Source organism: Hymenobacter terrenus (assembly GCF_000972495.1).
In the GTDB taxonomy this organism is placed as follows: domain Bacteria; phylum Bacteroidota; class Bacteroidia; order Cytophagales; family Hymenobacteraceae; genus Hymenobacter; species Hymenobacter terrenus.
The window spans coordinates 14,155-32,837 of record NZ_LATM01000004.1 but is presented as its reverse complement, the minus strand read 5'-3'; the positions used below and the strand labels follow the sequence as shown (position 1 = coordinate 32,837).

General features: G+C 59.6%; 15 protein-coding genes. 10 read left to right on the top strand and 5 right to left on the bottom strand.

Translation table 11 applies throughout. The features are described from left to right. Positions 1-282: 282 nt before the first annotated feature. From WX88_RS08260 to WX88_RS08240, 5 genes are all read left to right on the top strand, one after another. Complete coding sequence (locus tag WX88_RS08260) at positions 283-645, top strand: VOC family protein (RefSeq protein ID WP_046243893.1); 363 nt, start codon at positions 283-285, stop codon at positions 643-645. A gap of 57 nt (positions 646-702) precedes the next feature. Continuing rightward, the gene (locus tag WX88_RS08255) at positions 703-1,269 is read left to right on the top strand and encodes a GNAT family N-acetyltransferase (protein ID WP_046243892.1); all 567 of its coding nucleotides are present in this window, start codon (positions 703-705) and stop codon (positions 1,267-1,269) included. Between the two features lie 246 nt (positions 1,270-1,515). After that, positions 1,516-2,781, top strand: coding sequence for a M48 family metallopeptidase (locus WX88_RS08250; protein ID WP_197076717.1), 1,266 nt, complete (start codon positions 1,516-1,518; stop codon positions 2,779-2,781). 100 nt (positions 2,782-2,881) lie between these two features. Then, complete coding sequence (locus tag WX88_RS08245) at positions 2,882-3,661, top strand: creatininase family protein (protein WP_231590657.1); 780 nt, start codon at positions 2,882-2,884, stop codon at positions 3,659-3,661. A 70-nt stretch (positions 3,662-3,731) separates the two neighbouring features. Next, on the top strand, positions 3,732-4,370 hold the full coding sequence (locus WX88_RS08240; RefSeq protein ID WP_046243891.1) for an HAD family hydrolase: 639 nt from the start codon (positions 3,732-3,734) through the stop codon (positions 4,368-4,370). 14 nt (positions 4,371-4,384) lie between these two features. Here the strand turns inward: WX88_RS08240 and WX88_RS08235 are convergent, their stop codons facing one another. The 5 genes from WX88_RS08235 to WX88_RS08215 form a co-directional block, all read right to left on the bottom strand. After that, positions 4,385-6,043 (bottom strand): MFS transporter, encoded by a 1,659-nt coding sequence (locus tag WX88_RS08235; RefSeq protein WP_052732486.1) that lies wholly within the window; start codon positions 6,041-6,043, stop codon positions 4,385-4,387. Positions 6,044-6,174: 131 nt separating this feature from the next. Then, the gene (locus WX88_RS08230; protein WP_046243890.1) at positions 6,175-7,215 is read right to left on the bottom strand and encodes a LacI family DNA-binding transcriptional regulator; all 1,041 of its coding nucleotides are present in this window, start codon (positions 7,213-7,215) and stop codon (positions 6,175-6,177) included. Between the two features lie 323 nt (positions 7,216-7,538). Beyond that, a complete protein-coding gene (locus tag WX88_RS08225; RefSeq protein WP_052732485.1) occupies positions 7,539-8,141 on the bottom strand; it encodes a pentapeptide repeat-containing protein in 603 nt (200 codons plus the stop codon). Between the two features lie 172 nt (positions 8,142-8,313). Further along, positions 8,314-10,386 carry an ExeM/NucH family extracellular endonuclease gene (locus WX88_RS08220; RefSeq protein ID WP_052732484.1) on the bottom strand — a complete coding sequence of 691 codons (2,073 nt, stop codon included), beginning with the start codon at positions 10,384-10,386 and terminating at the stop codon, positions 8,314-8,316. Between the two features lie 274 nt (positions 10,387-10,660). After that, positions 10,661-12,418 (bottom strand): T9SS type A sorting domain-containing protein, encoded by a 1,758-nt coding sequence (locus WX88_RS08215; protein WP_156176019.1) that lies wholly within the window; start codon positions 12,416-12,418, stop codon positions 10,661-10,663. A gap of 563 nt (positions 12,419-12,981) precedes the next feature. Here WX88_RS08215 and WX88_RS08210 point away from each other — a divergent pair. From WX88_RS08210 to WX88_RS08190, 5 genes are all read left to right on the top strand, one after another. After that, positions 12,982-14,319, top strand: coding sequence for a Gfo/Idh/MocA family protein (locus WX88_RS08210; RefSeq protein WP_082115920.1), 1,338 nt, complete (start codon positions 12,982-12,984; stop codon positions 14,317-14,319). 250 nt (positions 14,320-14,569) lie between these two features. After that, positions 14,570-15,004 (top strand): hypothetical protein, encoded by a 435-nt coding sequence (locus WX88_RS08205; protein WP_046243888.1) that lies wholly within the window; start codon positions 14,570-14,572, stop codon positions 15,002-15,004. A 197-nt stretch (positions 15,005-15,201) separates the two neighbouring features. Beyond that, positions 15,202-16,662 carry a fasciclin domain-containing protein gene (locus WX88_RS08200; RefSeq protein ID WP_197076715.1) on the top strand — a complete coding sequence of 487 codons (1,461 nt, stop codon included), beginning with the start codon at positions 15,202-15,204 and terminating at the stop codon, positions 16,660-16,662. Positions 16,663-16,745: 83 nt separating this feature from the next. Next, positions 16,746-17,783: a sensor histidine kinase gene (locus tag WX88_RS08195; RefSeq protein WP_046243886.1), complete on the top strand. Its 1,038-nt coding sequence runs from the start codon at positions 16,746-16,748 to the stop codon at positions 17,781-17,783. A gap of 8 nt (positions 17,784-17,791) precedes the next feature. Next, a complete protein-coding gene (locus WX88_RS08190; protein ID WP_046243885.1) occupies positions 17,792-18,562 on the top strand; it encodes a LytR/AlgR family response regulator transcription factor in 771 nt (256 codons plus the stop codon). Positions 18,563-18,683: the final 121 nt, after the last annotated feature.

The following is an 18,683-nucleotide window of genomic DNA, read 5'->3' as shown; positions in this document are numbered from 1 at the left end:
CGTGAGCCAGCGGGCCCCCGACGCGCTTGCGTCGGGGGCCCGCTTTTTTGTGCTTAGGTTTCGTCCTCCGCGTGGCAGACCAAACCGTAGCGCGGACTTTGGTCTCCAGCGGATAGCCGAACGACTGCCCGAGTGGCGCAGGAACGCGGACGACAGAGTCCGCGCCACACCGACCTGAAACGCCACTAAGCCAGTCGCTGGTCTACTAATGGGGAGTAGCAGGAAGCGGTTTAGTGGGGAAAGGCTATATCTTTCGCTATCATTCACGTCTTTATTTCTGGTATGTTTCAGGGCTTGCGAACAGTCGTATATCCGGTGGGAGATTTGGCGAAGGCTACCGCGTGGTACCGCGCCGCGCTGGAGCAGGCGCCTTATTTTGAGGAGTCGTTCTATGTTGGCTTCAACGTAGGTGGCTTCGAACTGGGATTGGTGCCGCAGCACACCGCCGCCGGGCAGGCGGGCCCCGTGGCCTACTGGGGCGTCCCCGATGCCGAAACTGCCTATACCCGGCTAATTGCTTTAGGCGCCCATCCCAGCGAAGACGTGCACGACGTGGGGGGCGGCATCCTGCTCGGGGCCGTACTCGACCCCTTCGGCAACTTACTGGGGGTGATTCAGAACCCACATTTTGCCTTGCCGGCCTAACCGGAACTCACCTCGATAACCATTCTTATACCGGCCCGCAAGGCCGCTCCCGCTGCTATGTCGTCAAGCCGTACTTCGTCGCAAGTCATTCCAGTTATCGAAACCAGCCGCCTGCTCCTGCGTGGCTACCGGGTCGATGATTATGAGCCCTGGATAGCCATGTGGCAGCACCCCGATTACCATCGCTACCTCAGCCCCGAGCCGCTGCCCGCCGAAGAGGTGTGGAAAACCCTGCTGCGCAGCGTGGGGCATTGGTTCCTGATGGGCTACGGCTTCTGGGCCGTTGAGGAAAAAGCCACCGGCCAGTTTATTGGCTCCATCGGCTTCGCTGACTTGAAGCGGGACATAGAGCCAGCCATTGGTGATGCCCCGGAAATTGGCTGGGTGCTGGCACCTGGCACGCACGGCAAAGGCTACGCTTCCGAGGCCGTAGCCGCGGCTATCGCGTGGGGCGAAGCGCATTTCGGTTCCGTCCGCACGGTGTGCATCATTCACCCCGAAAATGAGCCTTCGCTGCGAATAGCCGCAAAATTCGGCTACCACGAATACACCCGGAGCACTTACAAAGGCGGGCCCATCGTGATGCTGGAGCGGGCCGGAGGCCTACCAGTTCGACCGGGCTAGCCAATTAGAGCGCTTTCGGCTTGCGTATATTGTAGCGAGCGTAGACTCTGCTGAGTCCGGGCGGGGCTTTTACCGGCTCATTCAGGCGCGGACTCGCAGAGCCCACGCTACAGTTGCTCCCCCGAAACTGCTCTAGGCAGAGCTTCGCACTTCGTCCCACTGGCTCGGTACGCGAAACGAGAAGACTCATGGCCCACAGTGACTCATCTGTTACCTCTCTTTTCTGTGAAAACCATGTCTATGCCTTTGAGACTGCTGTTAATATTCCTGTTGTTGGGTTTCATAACTGGTTGGGCCGCGGCCCAGCCCGTGGGTGGGCCTGCCACCGTCCAGCCTACCGCCTTCAACGTGGAAGCTGCTACCCAGGCCTACCTCGACACCCTGACGCCGGCCCAAAAGGCCAAGTCCGACGCCTACTTCGAAGGCGGGTACTGGCTGCAGCTGTGGGGCGTGCTCTATGCTATTGGCGTAGCGGCGGTCTTCCTGACCCTGGGGCTCTCAAGGCGCCTCAAGGTGCTCGTGGCCCGGCTGCGGTGGCCGGCGCTGCGCACGCTGGTCTATGCCGCGCTTTATCTGCTGCTGGCCTGGGTGCTGAGCTTCCCGCTGAGCGTGTACGAAGGTTACTTCCGGGAGCACCAGTACGGCTTGTCTAACCAAAGCTTTGGCGAGTGGCTGGGAGAGGGGCTGAAGAGCCTGGCCTTATCGGTAGTATTTGGTAGCCTGGTGATACTGGCCCTGTACGCGGCCGTGCGGCGCGCCGGCCGCAGCTGGTGGGTGTGGGGCACGAGCATTGTTATGTTCTTCTTGGTATTGAGCGTGTTCGCGGGCCCCGTGTTTATCAGCCCGCTCTTCAACAAATACGTGCCGCTGCCGGCCAGTCCTGTGCGCGAGGCCATTCTGAGCATGGCGCGGGCCAACGGCGTGCCCGCCAGCAACGTGTACCTCGTAGATGCATCCAAGCAAAGCAAGCGCATCAGCGCCAACGTAAGCGGCCTGGGTAGCACCATTCGGATATCGCTTAACGACAACCTCTTGCACCGCTGCACGCCGCAGGAAGTACAAGCCGTGATGGGCCACGAGTTGGGGCACTACGTGCTGAATCACATTCCGAAGATGCTGGTTTTCTTCCTGCTGCTCATCGGTTTGGGTTTCTGGCTGGTCGACTGGGCTTTCCGCCGGCTGGTGGCGCACTTTGGGCCACGGTGGGACGTAGCCGACTTGGCTGACGTGGGCGGACTGCCATTGGCCGTGGCGCTGTTTGCCGTGTTCAGCTTCCTCGCCACGCCGGTATTCAATACCATCATTCGGACCAATGAGCAGGAGGCCGACGTATTCGGCCTGAACGCCGCTCGTGAGCCCGACGCCTTCGCCGCGGTAGCCATGAAGCTGTCGGAATACCGCAAAATTAACCCCGCACCGCTCGAGGAAATCCTATTTTTCGACCATCCCAGCGGCCACACCCGCGTGTACAACGCTATGCGCTGGAAAGCCGAACACTTGCATGAAAAATAAGTGCGTGAGGCCGCGCAACGCTATCAGCTGGCTCTTTACTTCCCGGCGGAGCGCGAAACCCGGCTCTCGCTAGCTCGATAATATTGTGCTCCTTGCCCCAATGCCCCTGCTCGTCCGCATGACCCCACGCTCCTACATCCTCGCCGAAACCACCTGGCAAACCGTCCGGGAAACGAAGTACGAAGTAGTGGTGCTGCCCTGGGGCGCCACCGAGGCGCACAATCATCACCTGCCGTACGCGACGGATAATATCCAGGTTGATTACGTGGCAGCGGAGGCCGCGCGCCGGGCCTGGGAGCAGGGCGCCAAAGTAGTGGTACTGCCCACTATTCCGTTCGGCGTGAACACCGGCCAGCTCGACATCACGCTCGATATGAACCCGAGCACGCAGCTGGTCATCCTGCGCGACCTAGTGCAGGTGCTGGCCCGCCAAGGTATTCCGAAGCTGGTGGTCCTAAACGGACACGGCGGCAACGACTTCCGGCAAATGCTGCGGGAGCTGCAAGCCGAATTCCCCACCGTGTTCCTGAGCACGGTCAGCTGGTTTAAGGCAGCCGACCGGAGCCAGTACTTCACCGCCCCTGGCGACCATGCCGACGCCCTGGAAACCAGTGCTATGCTGCACATCGCGCCCGCCCTGGTGCGTCCGTTGGCCGAGGCCGGCGACGGTGCCGCCAGGCAGTTTCGCATCGCGGCCCTGCGCGAGGGCTGGGCCTGGGCCCAGCGCGAATGGAGCAAAGTGACGGCCGACACCGGCACGGGCAACCCGGCGGAGGCCACTGCTGAAAAAGGCCAGGCCTTTCTGGAAGCCGTGACCACTAACATCGGCCAGTTTTTGGTAGCGCTGGCCGCCGCCGACCCGCAGGATTTGTATGAGTAAGACCAGCCGCTGGTAAGGCCGGTGGGCGCTGCTGCCCCATCTTCGCCTTTCCAAGTCCTTACAATCGACCATGCCTCCTTCTTTTGACAGTGTAATTTTCGACCTTGACGGCACACTCTGGGATTCCTCAGTTGCCATCACCGAAGCGTTCCAGGCGGCTAAAAACAGCGTTGACTACATCCACGACGACGTGACGCTGGCCCAGGTGCAAGCCGTGACCGGCCAGCCGTATGAGGTAGTGTACGACCGGCTATTTCCCAATCTGCCCGCCGATAAGTTTGATGAGTACCGCGCACTCTGTGCCCGCCACGAGCTGCTGGCCGCTCAACAGCACGGCGGCCAGTTGTATCCCGGCCTTGAAGCAACTTTGGGCTACCTCCGTAGCCGGGGCTACCGGCTCTTCATCGTCAGCAACTGCCAGCTGGGCTATGTGGAAGCCTTCTTCCAGAACAGCCAGCTGGAACGGTATTTCGAAGGCCATCAGTGCTTTGGCACGAAGAAGCTGCCCAAGTCCGAGAACATCCGCGAGGTAGTGACCCAGTACGGCTTGCGGGCGCCAGTGTACGTGGGCGACACTTCCGGCGACCTCGCCGCCGCCCAGGCGGCCGGGGTGCCGTTTATTTTTGCCACCTACGGTTTCGGCCGGCTCAGCGAAGCCGAGGCCCCGCAGCGCATCAGCCAGCTAGCGGATTTGCAGCAGTTGCTTTAGGGTTCCGTCGTGCCTCACCGCTGGCTTTCCAGCGTCTGCATGGGCGTGGCCATTTCCACATTGGAAGTGTTGGGGAAGGCCAAGAAGTGCTTGACGCGCGGTTCGGACGGGCCGCGGTGAAACCGGCGCACCCGGGCTTCCAGAGCCTCGTCTTCCCTTGTGAAACGGTGGTGCTGCCGCTCGTGCTCGCCCCAGGTAGCCACGTAGAAAAACTCCGTGATTTGGGTGGGGTTGGCGACGTCCGAAAACATGCCGACGCGCAGGGCTCCGTCGCGCAGCCGCAGGCGCCGGAGCTGCTCGGCCGCTTCGTGAAAAGCGGGCCAGTCGGCGGGTTCTACCTGATATTCAATCATCACTACCACCGGGCCGTCGTCGGGGTCGATGGTGCTTTTCGTCACGGGCTCGGGCCAGTGCTCGGCGGGGGCGAGGTCCAGCCCCTCGGCTCCGCGCATGGGGAAAGGCACGGCCAGGAGGATACTGACCAGCATCCAGCCGGCAGCTAGCAGCAGGGACGTTTCCAGGCTGAGGTGGTCGGCTAGCTCGCCCCACACCAAGCTGCCCAGCGACAACCCTGCCTGAAACACCAGCATGTACACGCTGATTACCCGCGCCTGCACCCACTTGGGCACGCTCAGCTGCACGGTAGTGCTGAAGCTGGTCATGACCATGAGCCAGGCGATGCCCGAGATAAACATCACGGCGTAGAGCACGTAAATCTGGATGATGAGCGCCAGCGCCAGGTTGGTGCCTGTAAAGGCGAGCACGCCCAGCAGCACCCGCTGGTTGAAGCTGAGCCGCTCCCCCGCCCGGCCCATCAGGAAAGCGCCCGTCACGGCTCCGGCGCCCAGCCACGACAGCATCACGCCGTAGTGCCCTGAGCTGAGGTGCAGCTTCCGGGCCACCACCACCGATACCAGCCCCCACATGGCCGCCGCTCCAAATGAAAAGGCGAACGTGCGCACCAGTACCCCATAAATAGACGGGGAATACTGCACATAGCGCATCCCGGCCCGTAAGGCCCCGATAAAGTTCTCAGCCGGCCCGTTGGTGATGGTCACTTCGCGCTTCCAGAAGTAAACCACGGCCCAGGTACCGAGGAAGGAAAGGCCATTCAGCACAAACACCCAGCCCGGGGAATAATACGCGATAATAGCCCCGCCAATAGCCGGCCCGATGGCCCGGGCGATGTTGTTGCTGACGCCGTTCAGGGTGATGGCGAATGGCAGCACTGGGCGCGGCACCAGCTCGTTGGTCACCGCCTGCCAAATGGGTGAGTTTAGAGCCGAGCCCATGCCCAGCAAAAACGTGAAACCCAGCACGCCCAGCGCCGAAGTACCACCCAGCAGCGTCATTACCCCCAAAATGGTGGCCACCACTGCCATGAAGCCCTGCGTGAACAGCAGCAGCTTGCGGCGGTCCACCAAATCGGCCATGGCTCCGGCGGGCAGGCTCAGCAGGAAAGAGGGGAGGCTGGTGGCTGTCTGCATCAGGGCCACGAGCAGGGCCGACGTTGTGAGGGTGGTGACGAGCCAGACGCCGGCCACGTTCTGCATCCAAGTGCCGACGTTGGACACCATGCCCGCAATCCAGATGGCGCGAAAAATAGAATAGGCGAAAGGCGTAAAGAGCGTGACCTTGGGGGCCGGCCCAGGTAAGGCAGCAGAGTCAGTCATCGATAAGCACGGGGAATCCGCTTTACTTAACAAACTAGCGGGCCGAATGGGCTTCCTACGACTTTCGGGTAGAAAGAGGTTGAGGAAAGCAAACGACACTTCCTCCGCGAGAAGGAGCGCGGTGCTCAGCCCTACTTCGGCCGGCGTTGCGACGACTCCCGCACCAGCAGCTTGGGCTTGAGCACGATGGGCCGGGGCGGCTCCTGGCGGTTAGCGTTGCCTTTTAGCATTTTTTGCAGCAACTGCACGGCGGTTTTGCCCATTTGCTCGCAGCGCTGATCCACGCTGCTAAGGGTGGGCTGGGTGAGCGACGTGAATGCCTCGTTGCTGAAGCCGGCAATGGTCAGGTCGTGCGGCACCCGCACCCGGTGGGTCTTGGCTACCTGCAGGGCACCCACGGCCACTAGGTCGTTAGACGAGAACAGTGCATCGGGGCGTCGGGGTAGCTTCAGGAGCTGGCGCATGGCCTGAGTGCCGCCCTTCTGGTCCATTTCGCAGAAGACAATCAACTCATCATCTATCGGAATGCCGTGGGCCGTGAGGGCGTCGCGGTAGCCCTGGTGGCGGTTTTTGTAGATGTTTAGATGCAGCGGCCCCGTGAAATGCGCAATGCGGGTGCAGCCCTGCTCGATGAGGTGGGTGACTACCTGGTAGGCGCCCTGGTGGTCATCAATCATTACCGAACTCACGTTATTACCCCGGAAGTCCTCCATTATCCGGTCGAAGAACACGAGTGGGATGTTTTGCTGGCGTACGACTTCGAAGTGGGTGAAATTCTGCGTCGTATTGGCCAAGGACACCAGAATGCCTTCGACCTGGGAGTGCATCAGCAGGTCGATGTTTTTCTGCTCTTGCCGCACGTCTTCGTTCGATTGGCATATCATCACGTTGAAGCCCAGCTTGGCGGCTTCGGTGGCGATGCCGTGCACTACTTGCGGAAAAAAATGCCCCGTGATTTGGGGCACCAGCACCCCCAATGTGTTGCTGCGGCCCCGGCGCAGGGCCGCGGCCAGCTGGTTGGGCTGGTAATGCAGCTCTTCGGCGAGCTGACGCACCCGCTGCTTGGTGATTTCGCTCACGTCGTCGTGATTGCTCAGGGCCCGCGAAATGGTAGAAGGAGAAAGGCCTAAGGTTTTGGCCAGGTCAGTAATGGAAGCGCGGCGATTAGCCATCTGGTCGTTGTAGCGAGGTGAAAGAATATCCGTGCCCCGGTTAAAAACACCGGCGCCGGCCTCTGGCAATGCCACAAACGTTTGGTTTGTCGTCCAAGGGAACGTGCGGACATTGCAAGCTAACAATTTGCCGAAAGCGTGCCAGCAACCTAAGTCTATAAGGTTGCCCCTTTCAGGCATAGATGGGAATTCTAATGCAAGCTACACAGGCTGAACGAAACAGGAAGGTTCAACCCCCGAAAATTCTCGCGGCTTTTTCGATGGTTGAAGTTTATCCAACGAATTAGGCCTTGCTACTCAACGCGCCCCCGTCAGTACAGCTATTATTCCACCACTAGCCCATATTTGGCCACCACGCCCAGCAAACCGTGCAACGTGAAGCGCGCACCCAGCAGCGCGTTAGTTTCGGGGTTGATGGTGAAGCCGGTGGCGGTGGTGAAATCGGCGCCTGCAAGCTGGGTTTTCTGAAACACGGCGCCCACCAGCGAACAGTCCTCAAACACGGCGGCGGAAAGGTCGGCATCGGCGAAATCGGCCTCGTCCAAGGTGCAGCCGACGAAGCGCGTGGCCGGCATCTTGCGGCCCACGAAGGATGTGTAGCGCATTTGGCACTGGTTGAAATGGACCCCAAACAGCATGTCGCGGCACGCCGTGAACTGCAGCCCCAGCAGCTTACACTCCTCAAAAGCCACGTTTTGCAGCGCGGTGCCCGCCAAACGAGCCGACGACAGATTGCAGCGCTCAAACAGGCAATTGGCGAAGCGCAGGGCGCTCAGATTTGCCTCGCTAAAATCGCAGTTGACAAAGCGGTACTCCTCAAATTCAGTGTGGCCCAGCAGGTGCCGAGCATTCCATCGCTCAGCTATGTTTTCTTCCGGAAATCGGTTGGGTTTGCGGGCAGCCGTGAGCTTGCGGCGTGGCTTCATGCAGGATAGAAAGAGGAGTTAAGAGATACACGTCACGCCAATCTGAGGCCAATTTCAGGCGATGAAACGGGGTAATACCATGCCATGAACTGTAAGTCAGGGTAGCTAATAGCCCGCAGTTCGTGGTATTACCCAGAATTATGTCACTGCCATTTCAATTCCCATTTTCCCTCTACTGCTTCACCACCCGCTGCACGTGGCTGAAATCGGCGCCGCTCACCCGCAGCACGTAAGTGCCGGACGCCAGCCGGGCGGTGCGCCGGCTTAGCTCTGCCTGCAATATCTCGGCCGTGCCGCGCAGCGATAGCACCCGCTGGCCCAGCAGCGAAGTCACGTCCAGCATCAGGGGCTGTGGGCCGGGCGTGCCGGTGATGCGAATATTGAACGGCCCCGGCGCAGGGTTTGGGAACACTTGCAACTGCACGCCTGCTTTGGGCTTAGTAGCGCCCGTTACTACGCTCGTGAAATTCAGTCCGATGAGCACCGGGTCGTGGTCCGAGGAGCGGAAGGGGCTGGTAATGTCGGTGGCGGCCCCGGCCACGTCGTATTGCAAGAATTCCGGCTCGCTGGCGTTGATGTGCCACTTCTCCACGGCCGTGCGGGCCACTAGGTTGCTAGTAAGTACGGCATGGTCGAGGCTACCGCTCTGGCCGTTGAACACGTACGAGGCGCTGCTGGCCGGACCACCAACCACCAACCCGGCGGCTCGCAGAATGTCCATGGGGTCTTCTTCATAATAGGCGTTGTAGTCGCCCACACTCACCACGTAGCGCGTGCCGGCGGGCTTCACAGTGGCGTCGATGAACTGTACCAGCGCGTTGGCCTGGCTCTTGCGGCGGGGGTTGGAGGCACCCTGGCCGTCGCCCTGGTCGGCGTTGGCGCCGCTGCCGCTGGCTTTGGATTTCAGATGGTTGACGATGAGCGCGAAGGTGTCCTGCACTGCGGTCAGGTTGGTAGTGAAGAGCTGAGCAAGGGGCGGGCGCTCAAATATGCCGCTCACAGTAGCCAGCAGGGCCGGGCCGTAGGGCGTAACCACAGCCGGCTTGTAGATGATGGCGCAGCGAATCAGGTCGGTATTGTTGGCTTGGCTGCTGGCGCCGTCGTCTACGATAGCGTAGGTGCCCGCGCCAAGCGTCTGGTTCAGGCCGTTCACAATGTCCTGGATGGCCGAGTTAGTCCCCGTACCATCGTTCTCAATCTCAATCAGGCCCACCACGTCGGCATTCATCTGGACAATGGCGGTGAGGATTTTACTGCGCTGGCGGTTGAATTCGGCCAACGTGTTGGCGCCGCGGGCGGTGGGGAAGCCGCCACCCAGCCCGTCGCCGTTGAAATAGTTGAGCACGTTGAAGCTGGCCACTTTCACATCAATAGGGCCGAAGGTGGGCACCGGTGGGCGGACCACCGTTAGCACCGGCGCGTTGGCGCCCGGCAGCGGCTGAATGCGCCACCTGCTGTTGCCGTAGCCCAATATGCCGCGCAGGCTGGCAATGGTGCTGCCCACGCGCACGGTCTGGGTAGCCGCGTCGAGGTAAGGAATAGGCGTCGGGCTGGTAGCGGCGCGGCCATCGTCGAGCAGCAAGGATTTACCCACGTTGGTAGCTTGGTAGGCGTTAACGGCCGCCACGTTGCTGGTGCCGCTGCTGCTGGTGCCAATGGCCGGGTCGTCGTTCGGGTCCACAAACTGTGTGGACTGGTAGACCAGGCCCTGCGTGGAGATGGTCAACTCGCCGCGCGATTTCAGCGCGGCCACATTCGATACCGTAACGGGTGCCGAAAATTGCACCAGCATACCTTCAAAAGGCTCGGCGCTGGTCCCTGAGAACGTGGCGTTATTCAGGGTCGTGAAAGCTGGTAGCGCATTGCCCGTCGAAACTACCGTGATGGTCGGCCCGGTCAGCACCGCTTGGTTGAACGATGGGGTGGAAGCAATTTCCTGCACCGTGCCCGTAATGCGCACTTTGGTGCCAGCGGCCACCGTAGGGCTGGTTTGTACCACAAATAAGGCGTCGGAAGTCGTGGGGTCGCCGTCGGCGCCGGCCGTGTCATTTTGCACGTAAAAGCCCGCTGGGTTCAGGCCTGCATACACGCCCGTCACGATGCCTTCGACGGTGTAAGTGCCCGAAGTGGCCAGTGCCCCATTGCCTTGGATAATGCCAATGGGAGTAACTGCCTGCGCCTGGGCCGCTACCTGCGTGCAAACAGCCGCGGTGGCTAATAATAAGACCTTGGTAAAGAGTTTCATGACGCTGTTTGAACAGGCAAATAAATGGGTGGCTACAAATGTAGGCGCGTTTAGCCCTTTCCTAAGAAGAAGTAGCCCGTCACGAAGAAGCACGTGGGTGTCTGGCGCAGGAAAATCCAGGTAAAAACTTCCTCCCGGCTGGGGCGCCCACCCCGAACAAAAAGCAAAACGCGTCCGGAATCGGAATCCTGGACGCGTTTTGCCTGATGTCAGAATAAAGCGGGCTCGTCATCCTCCGCCCGCAGAGGGCTTGGCTGCAAAAAGCCTTTGGACCTTATTCTACCACGAATTTTTGAGTTGTTTGTTGGTCAGCAGCTTGGATGCGTAGCGCGTACAGGCCCGGCGCCAGGTTAGTCAGCGGCACGGTGGTCGTTGCTGGCAACGCCACGGCTTGGGTCCGCAGTACCCGGCCCAGCGCATCGGTTAGGATGAGGGAAGCTTGCGCAGCGCCCGGCACCGCCGGAATGCGCAGTGTAGCATTTTCCCGGGCCGGATTGGGCCACAGGCTGACGCCTACTAGCTGAGCCGCCGACGCTGAGGCCAGGGGTGCCGCATCGGAGATGGAGGCCACGAAGCTGGCCCCACCGATTGGGTTGGGATTGGTCAGAGTGATAGTGCCAAAGCTGGCTGATGCTCCCGCGAAGCCCCCGGCCACGTACACCCTCGTTCCACTCAAGGCCAGTGTCCGGGCTACGTCGGCATTTCCCCCACCCGCCCGCTGGGCCCAGCTGAAGCTGGAAGTCGTGCCCGCATCTACCAGCTTGCTAACGAATGCGTCGCTGGCGCCAATGCTATTGAGGGAAGTGCTTCCGAAGGAGGATGGGCTACCGGAAAAATCACCGGCCACGTACACGTTGGCGCCACTCACGGCCAGGGCCCGGCCCGAGTTAGGGCCTGAGCCACCGGCTTGTCTCACCCAGGCTAGGGTGGCGGCACTGCTCGCGTCAGCGAATTTGGCCACGAACACGTTAGAATTGCCCGTGCTGGTCAGCGCTACGCTGCCAAAAGTAGCCGTGCCCACAAAGGAGCCCGTCAGAAATACGTTCAATCCGCTCACGGCTAGAGCCGTGGCATTATCACTGCTGCTGCCGCCGATATCCTCGGCCCAAGCGAAGCTGGCGGTGGCGCCCGCGTCCGTCAGCTTGGCCACAAAGGCGTCATCAAAGCCACGGCTGGTTAGGACAACGGTGCCAAAGTTGGCCGTGGGATTAGAGAACTTGCCGGCTACGTACACATTAGTGCCGCTCACGGCTATTGCATTGCTGCCATCGATTCCGGTGCCGCCCGCCGCCTGGGCCCAAGCGAAGCTGGCGCTGGTGCCCGCGTCCGTTAGCTTGGTGATGAAGGCATCAGCGTTGGGTGTAGAGGTGGGTTCCGCGTTTGCAAGGAGAGAAATTCCAAATCTGGCCGTACCGCTGGCGAAACTGCCGGCTACGTACACATTCGTGCCACTCACAGCCACCGCGTTGGCGGCGTCGACTCCATTGCCCCCGGCACTCTGGGCCCAGGCAAAGCTGGCGCTGGTGCCCGCGTCCGTCAGCTTGGTGATGAAGGCATCGGAACTACCCGCAACGCCGGCTGTGGTCAGGTTGATGCTCCCAAAATTAGCTGAGCTGCCGGAGAATTCGCCCACCACGTACACATTAGTACCGCTCACGGCTACCGCGCCGGCGTAGTCGGCCCCAGTACCGCCTGCTTGCCGGGCCCAGAGAAAACTGCTGGTGGTGGGGTTCCATTTGGCAACAAACACGTCGCTCAAGCCAGCACTGGTCAGGGAGGTGCTGCCAAAAGTGGCCGTGCCCTCGAAGCTACCAATTAGGTACAAATTGCCGCTGGCATCGGTAGCCGTTGCTTTCACCCCCACGCGTGAGAAAGAGGCGGAAGGGTTATCGGTAACCGTCAGAGCTACGGCGCTCTGCCAGGCCGGTGCCTGAGCGCTGGCAAACGTCGAAGCCAGCAGACTGATTGGGGCGCCAAGCAACAAGCCCAGCACCTGCCGTTTGCCAAAAGAGAAAGGAGAAGTTGAAAACATAGAAAAGAAGATAAAGAATTTAAGATTGTCCGAGGCACCAAACAGCAATTAAAGCAAAGTGTCCCGGGCTTAATGACAAATAAAGGCTTTTCTCTGCATAAATAGCTACTTGTCAGGCGTATTATTAATGTGTTATGCCTACAGAGCACCTATCCCCATCAAGTTCCCAAAACGAGTTAATACCTAGGAGGTCTTTCAGATAGGTGCATCGTAGCGCGGGCGCTGTCGTCCGCGTCGCGGAACGCACTATTGGCGCGGAGACGCGGACGACAGCGCCCGTGCTACGATACAGCGACCAGAGTTCATCCGCTATCTGGTGCGTATCAGCACTCCCGAAGGCTGGCTTCAGCGTTTTCAAATACTATCTGGCTGCGTCGTTTGATGCGCTGCTGGATGTGCCGGTAATTATGCAAGCCATGCATTAGCGATGCACCTCTCACAGCCCTGATTCTGCCGAGCTGAGGCAGGGTACCGGCTTGCCGCAAGCACGGCTAGTTGTAACCTCCACCGCAACACTGCGCCGGGAGTCCTACGTAAGCCGAGGATACCTTTCCCTTGCGCTAATGTTCCAGGAAAACACTTCTGCCTCAATTTCTTTTGAAACTATTGCGCCCGCGCCCGGCTGTGACGAATCGCGCCGCCACTTCATCAACCACGCCGGGCGCGGCCTGCTGGCCGTGGGTGTTGCCAGTGCGTTGCCCCTAGCCGCGGCCCAAGCCGAAGCTGCCCCTGTGCCTGCCACCGGCCCCACCGATGTGAAGCTGCCGCCCCTGAACGCGCCCACCGAGCCGCAAAGCGGCCCCTTGCCCAACCCCGACCCCGTAGACCAGCGCGTGGGCTTTGCCCTGGTGGGCCTGGGCCACCTCACGCTGGAAGAATTGCTGCCCGCCTTCGGCCAATGCAAGCACGCCAAGCCGGTGGCCCTGGTGAGTGGCGATGCCGACAAAATGGGCAAAATCGCCCGGCAGTACGGCATCAAGCCTAGCAGCTGCTACTCCTATCAGACTTACGACCAGCTTAAGGATAACCCCGAAGTAGAGGTGATTTACATCGTGCTGCCCAACTCCATGCACGCCGAGTTTACCATTCGCGGGGCTCAGGCCGGCAAGCATATTCTCTGTGAAAAGCCCATGGCCAACTCCGTAAAGGAGTGCGAGGACATGATTGCGGCCTGCAAGAAAGCTGGCAAAAAGCTCATGATTGCCTACCGCATTCAGTACGAACCGCTGAACCGCATGGCCCAGAAACACGTGCGCGATAAAACCTATGGCGCTACCAAGCTCATCCAGATGACTAACTGCCAGAACCAAGCCCACGACCGGCAGTGGCGGCACCAAAAAAAGCTGGCCGGCGGCGGTGCCCTGCCCGATATCGGCCTATACTGCCTCAACACCACGCGCTTCCTGCTTGGCGAGGAGCCCACCGAGGTTTCGGCTCAGATTTACAGCACGCCGGGCGACGACCGGTTTAGGGAAGTTGAGGAGAACGTGAGCTTTACGATGCGCTTCCCCAGTGGCGTGATATCGCAGTGCATGACGGGCTACGGCTCGTTCAACGCCAAAAGCTACGCCGTGTATGCCGAAACCGGCACCATCAAAATGGACCCGGCTTTCACCTACCAGGGCCTGGCGCAGGAGCGGGTGCACGCTCCCAGTGGCAAGCAGCTTACCGAGAAGCCCAGCAACCCGCACAAAGACCAGTTTGCCCTCGAAATGGACCATATGGCCGAGTGTGTGCGCCAAAACAAAACGCCCTACACACCCGGCGAAGAAGGCTTGCAGGACCAGCGCATTATGGAAGCCATTTATAAAGCGGCGCACGACAACAAGCCCGTGAAGCTGCCCACCGTGAGTAAAATAGACGCCTTCCGGGGCAGCCCGCCCATGGAAGAGCAAGCCTAGACTGACGCAAAAAGAGTGCGATATGTCCCTGGTTGTGGTTGTGCCACAGCTGGGGGCATGCACTAATGTAGAGCATTAAAACCTTAGAGCGGGCTCAAATGCTACGGCTCCCAGCCAGAGGCTCCGAACAATTCTGAGAAGGGTAGGAGAGCCGAAACCGTGCGCCAAGGTTAGCCAACGGTGGGTAGGGCTTGGATTGAGGCCTCGATTTCTGGTATTTTTGACATAGCCGTCGAATTATTCAACGCTCATGTCGCCATTAACTAAGTTGGGAAAGAAACCTGCCCGTTCACTTTATTTTGAGAATAGAATCGGCCGCATTTGGGAGGAGCCCGATGAGTACTTGCGGCTTGAATACCGGCCAGGCGTCCGCGAAACCGTGCAATTCCGGGCCTTGCTCACCCATGCCGGCCACGCCCTGCGCCGACAGCGCTGGGATAAAATGCTGGTCGACCAACGCGAAATGGCACCGCTGAGTCCGAGCGAGCAGGAATGGATGGCCACTGAATGGCTGCCCCGTGCCGTGGGAGAGAGTGGCTACCGCTACGGCGCGGTCCTCGTGGCCAACAACGTATTCGCCCGCCTTGCCATGAATCAGTTCGTGATGGCCAGCCGCGGCCTCGACCACCTGTACCGCACCTTCGACGCTGAAGAAGCGGCCCTGGCGTGGCTGCTGCAAGCGTAGGCGCGGGAAAGGCCACCGCGGCGTTCGCGGAAAGGGGGCGCAGTTCACTCCGGTTTTTGAGCACTACACTCCGGAAATATGCCGGATGGCGCCGGGAGCTGTATCTGGGCCGGGCAGGTGGCAGTTAGAGGGGCAAACAAGTTTATTTTCCACCTTCAACAACTGTTTGCCTCATGTTATTCTCACTTCCTCCCTTCTTGTCTCTCCGGCGATTGCCGGTACTGATGGTGGCACTGCTCGGCTTTGCAGTCACCAGCTGCGACGACGACGATGACAACACGCCAACGCCGCCGGCTACCTCCACGCAAAACATTGTACAGGTAGCTCAGGCCAATCCTGATTTCACTGCTCTGGTAGCCGCCGTCACGAAAGCCGACCTAGCCACTACGCTCAGCGGTACGGGACCATTCACGGTGTTTGCACCCACCAACGCCGCGTTTGCCAAGTTGCCCGATCCTTTCAAGACGGCTACTAGCATCGCGGCCATTACCGACCCAACCCAAATAGCGACTCTGAAAGACATCCTGCTCTACCACGTACTGGCTGGCAACAAGAAGGCCGCTGATCTGAACACGGGTCCGCAGACTACCCTGAAAGCCGCTGGTAGTACCACCAACGTTATCAACCTCACCAAGACGGGCTCGACCATCACCATCAACGGTAGCTCCACTGTGAGGACGGCCGACGTAGCCGCCAGCAACGGTACCATTCATGCTATCGACAATGTGCTGATTGCAGGTAGCTCGACCTCTGGGCCTGGCAATATTGTGCAGGTGGCGCAAGGCAATTCTGATTTCGCTACTCTAGTAGCCGCCGTCACGAAAGCTGATTTGGGTACTACGCTCAGTGGTGCAGGGCCGTTCACGGTGTTCGCACCCACCAATGCGGCTTTTACTGAGTTGCCCGATCCTTTCAAGACGGCTACTAGCATCGCGGCCATCACCGACGCGGCTCAGATTGCTACCCTGCGTAATATCCTGCTCTACCACGTACTGGCTGGCAACAAGAAGGCCGCTGATTTCCCCAGTGGCCCCAGCGCTCAGCTTACCGCTAAGCCGGCTTCCGCCACTGGAGTGAACGATAATACCGTGTATGCTTCTAAAACTGGCTCCGCTATCACGCTCAACGGCACCACTAGCGTGGTGACGGCCGACGTAGCCGCCAGCAATGGTACTATTCACGCCATCAACAAAGTGCTGATTCCGCCGACTCGGAAAATCTCTGAGATTGTAGTAGCTGCTACCACGGCTTCGCCAGCCCAGTTTACGGTACTGCTGGCTGCCTTGCAGCGTACCGCTGCTGCTGACCTGCTCAAGGCTGCTGATGACGCTTCTTCCAACCTGACGGTATTTGCTCCGACCGATGCGGCGTTTCAAGCTCTGCTCGCCCAACTCGGTTTCACCAGCCTGAACCAGGTGCCTGATACAGACTTGGTGAATATACTCAAGCTGCACATCGTGGGCAGTCGGGCCTTCTCCTCAGACTTGACCAATGGCCCCGTGACGACCCTGGGCGGACCAGTGACGGTGGGCGTGAGCGGAACCAGCGTGACGGTGCGTGGCGCTGGCAACGGAACTAATAATGCCAACGTGGTAATCGCCAATCAATTGGCTAATAATGGCGTGGTTCACGTGATTGACCGCGTGTTGCGTCCTTAGTCATCGTGTAAATGAAGCCCACCCCCGGCGTGAGCTAGGGGTGGGCTTTTTTTATGTAGTTTTCCAGCTACTCTTCACTCGCCATGCTATTCTCCCTTCGTTTGCGGTACGTATACATGCTGGGGCTAGCCGTTTACACCTTTGTGAACGTGCTGCTGATGGAGGCTCTCCCATACTATGGGCTGCCGGTGGCGAATGGATACGTGCTGCTATTATTTGTGGTGTGCGTGGTGCTGATATGGGAAGGAAACCGGCTGATTGAGCTGGCTTTGCCAACCATTAGCCGGGCCGTGAACTGGCGTCTGCACCCATTACTGCTGGCTTTTTTGTTGAGCCTGCCACTCACGCTGGTCGTAGTAGGCGGGCCCGCGCTGCTGCTGGGCCGCTACGTGCAGCCGTTGCCACCCGGCAAGTTGCAGCTCGGCCTGAAGCTGATACTGGCGGTAGGCTTTCGCATCAATCTGTTTCTGAATACAATAAATACGGGACTGTTTTTTATGCGGGAGTTGCGCCTAAGCCAGGTCGAGGCCGAGCAGCACAAAAAAATCAGCCTGCAAGCCCAGTTCCAGTCTCTAAAGGACCAGGTAAACCCACACTTTCTGTTCAATAACCTGAACGTACTATCGACTTTACTCTACCAGGACGTCAACCAAGCCAGCGAGTTCTTGCAGCAGCTTTCCAAAGTATACCGCTACGTACTGCAAAACCAGGAAAAGGAAGTAGTGGAAGTGGCTTCCGAGCTGGAGTTTATGGAGTCGTACGCCTACTTGCTACGGGCCCGCTTCCGGGACAGTCTGCGCATTGAAATTACCGTGCCCGATGCCCTGCGCACGCGCTATACCGTGCCCGTGGCCCTGCAAATGCTGCTCGAAAACGCTCTCAAGCACAACGTCAGCTCCCGCAACCGGCCGCTGTTGATTGAGGTGTTTGCCACGCCCAACTACGAGCAGTTGGTGGTGCGCAACACCCTGCAACCCAAGCTGGCCGTGGAGCCTTCCACCAACCTGGGTCTGGAGAACATCCGGCGCCGCTACGGCTTTATTAGCACGCTGCCCGTGGAAGTAGAAGCTGATGCTACCAACTTCACCGTCCGGCTGCCCTTGCTCAACCTCAACCCCTGATACCGTCCATGGACGTTGTGCTCATCGAAGACGAAGCCGTGGCCGCCGATGGCCTGGTAGCCCTGCTCAACCGCTACGACACCTCCATTCGGGTAGTCGAACGCCTCGACTCGGTGGAAGATTCCGTGCACTGGTTCGGCAACAATCCGCCGCCCCGCCTGGTGCTGCTCGATGTGCAACTGGCCGACGGTCTGTGCTTCGATATCTTTCAAAAGGTTGAAATCCGCTGCCCCATCATCTTTACCACGGCCTACGACCAGTACGCCATCCAGGCATTCCAAGTCACGAGCATCGACTACCTGCTCAAGCCCATTGCCTACGCCGACCTGCACCGAGCCTTGGAAAAACTGCGCCTGCTGACCACCAGCTACGCGGCCCCGCCGGCGCCCGAAGTGAACTTGCGCCAACTGACGGAGGTATTTCAGCAGTTCCAGAAACCCTACAAAACCCGTTTTCTGGCCCGTAACAACGACCGGCTCCAGTTCAAAACCACCGAGGAAATTGCCTTCTTCTGCGCCGATGGCAAATTTGTGCACCTCATGGGCCTTGACCAGCGGCGCTTCCTCGTCGACTACACCCTCGAACAGCTGGAAGCCCTGCTCGACCCGCGCCAGTTTTTCCGCCTCAACCGCAAGTACCTCGTTAGCCTGGCCGCCGTGAAAGACATCCGCACTTATGCCGGGAGCCGGCTGCGGGTGCTGCTGCTGCCCTCGCCATTCACCGAAGTCATCATCAGCCGCGAGCGAGTTCCCGAGTTTAAGGCCTGGCTCGACCAATAACACCGGGGCCAGCTGGTTATCAATAGTAAGGTCAGCCTGTTCCAAAAGAAGGTCCTGCTCAGCTAGCTCCACGGACGCCGGCTGAGCAGGACCTTCTTTTGTTAACTGTTCAGTGTGATGT

Coding starts and splice junctions, on each gene's coding strand:
- WX88_RS08240 (WP_046243891.1), top strand. CDS start 3,732: ATGCCTCCTTCTTTTGACAGTGTAATTTTCGACCTTGACGGCACACTC.
- WX88_RS08210 (WP_082115920.1), top strand. CDS start 12,982: ATGTTCCAGGAAAACACTTCTGCCTCAATTTCTTTTGAAACTATTGCG.
- WX88_RS08225 (WP_052732485.1), bottom strand. CDS start 8,141: ATGAAGCCACGCCGCAAGCTCACGGCTGCCCGCAAACCCAACCGATTT.
- WX88_RS08235 (WP_052732486.1), bottom strand. CDS start 6,043: ATGACTGACTCTGCTGCCTTACCTGGGCCGGCCCCCAAGGTCACGCTC.
- WX88_RS08255 (WP_046243892.1), top strand. CDS start 703: ATGTCGTCAAGCCGTACTTCGTCGCAAGTCATTCCAGTTATCGAAACC.
- WX88_RS08220 (WP_052732484.1), bottom strand. CDS start 10,386: ATGAAACTCTTTACCAAGGTCTTATTATTAGCCACCGCGGCTGTTTGC.
- WX88_RS08190 (WP_046243885.1), top strand. CDS start 17,792: ATGGACGTTGTGCTCATCGAAGACGAAGCCGTGGCCGCCGATGGCCTG.
- WX88_RS08205 (WP_046243888.1), top strand. CDS start 14,570: ATGTCGCCATTAACTAAGTTGGGAAAGAAACCTGCCCGTTCACTTTAT.
- WX88_RS08195 (WP_046243886.1), top strand. CDS start 16,746: ATGCTATTCTCCCTTCGTTTGCGGTACGTATACATGCTGGGGCTAGCC.
- WX88_RS08230 (WP_046243890.1), bottom strand. CDS start 7,215: ATGGCTAATCGCCGCGCTTCCATTACTGACCTGGCCAAAACCTTAGGC.
- WX88_RS08245 (WP_231590657.1), top strand. CDS start 2,882: ATGCCCCTGCTCGTCCGCATGACCCCACGCTCCTACATCCTCGCCGAA.
- WX88_RS08215 (WP_156176019.1), bottom strand. CDS start 12,418: ATGTTTTCAACTTCTCCTTTCTCTTTTGGCAAACGGCAGGTGCTGGGC.
- WX88_RS08260 (WP_046243893.1), top strand. CDS start 283: ATGTTTCAGGGCTTGCGAACAGTCGTATATCCGGTGGGAGATTTGGCG.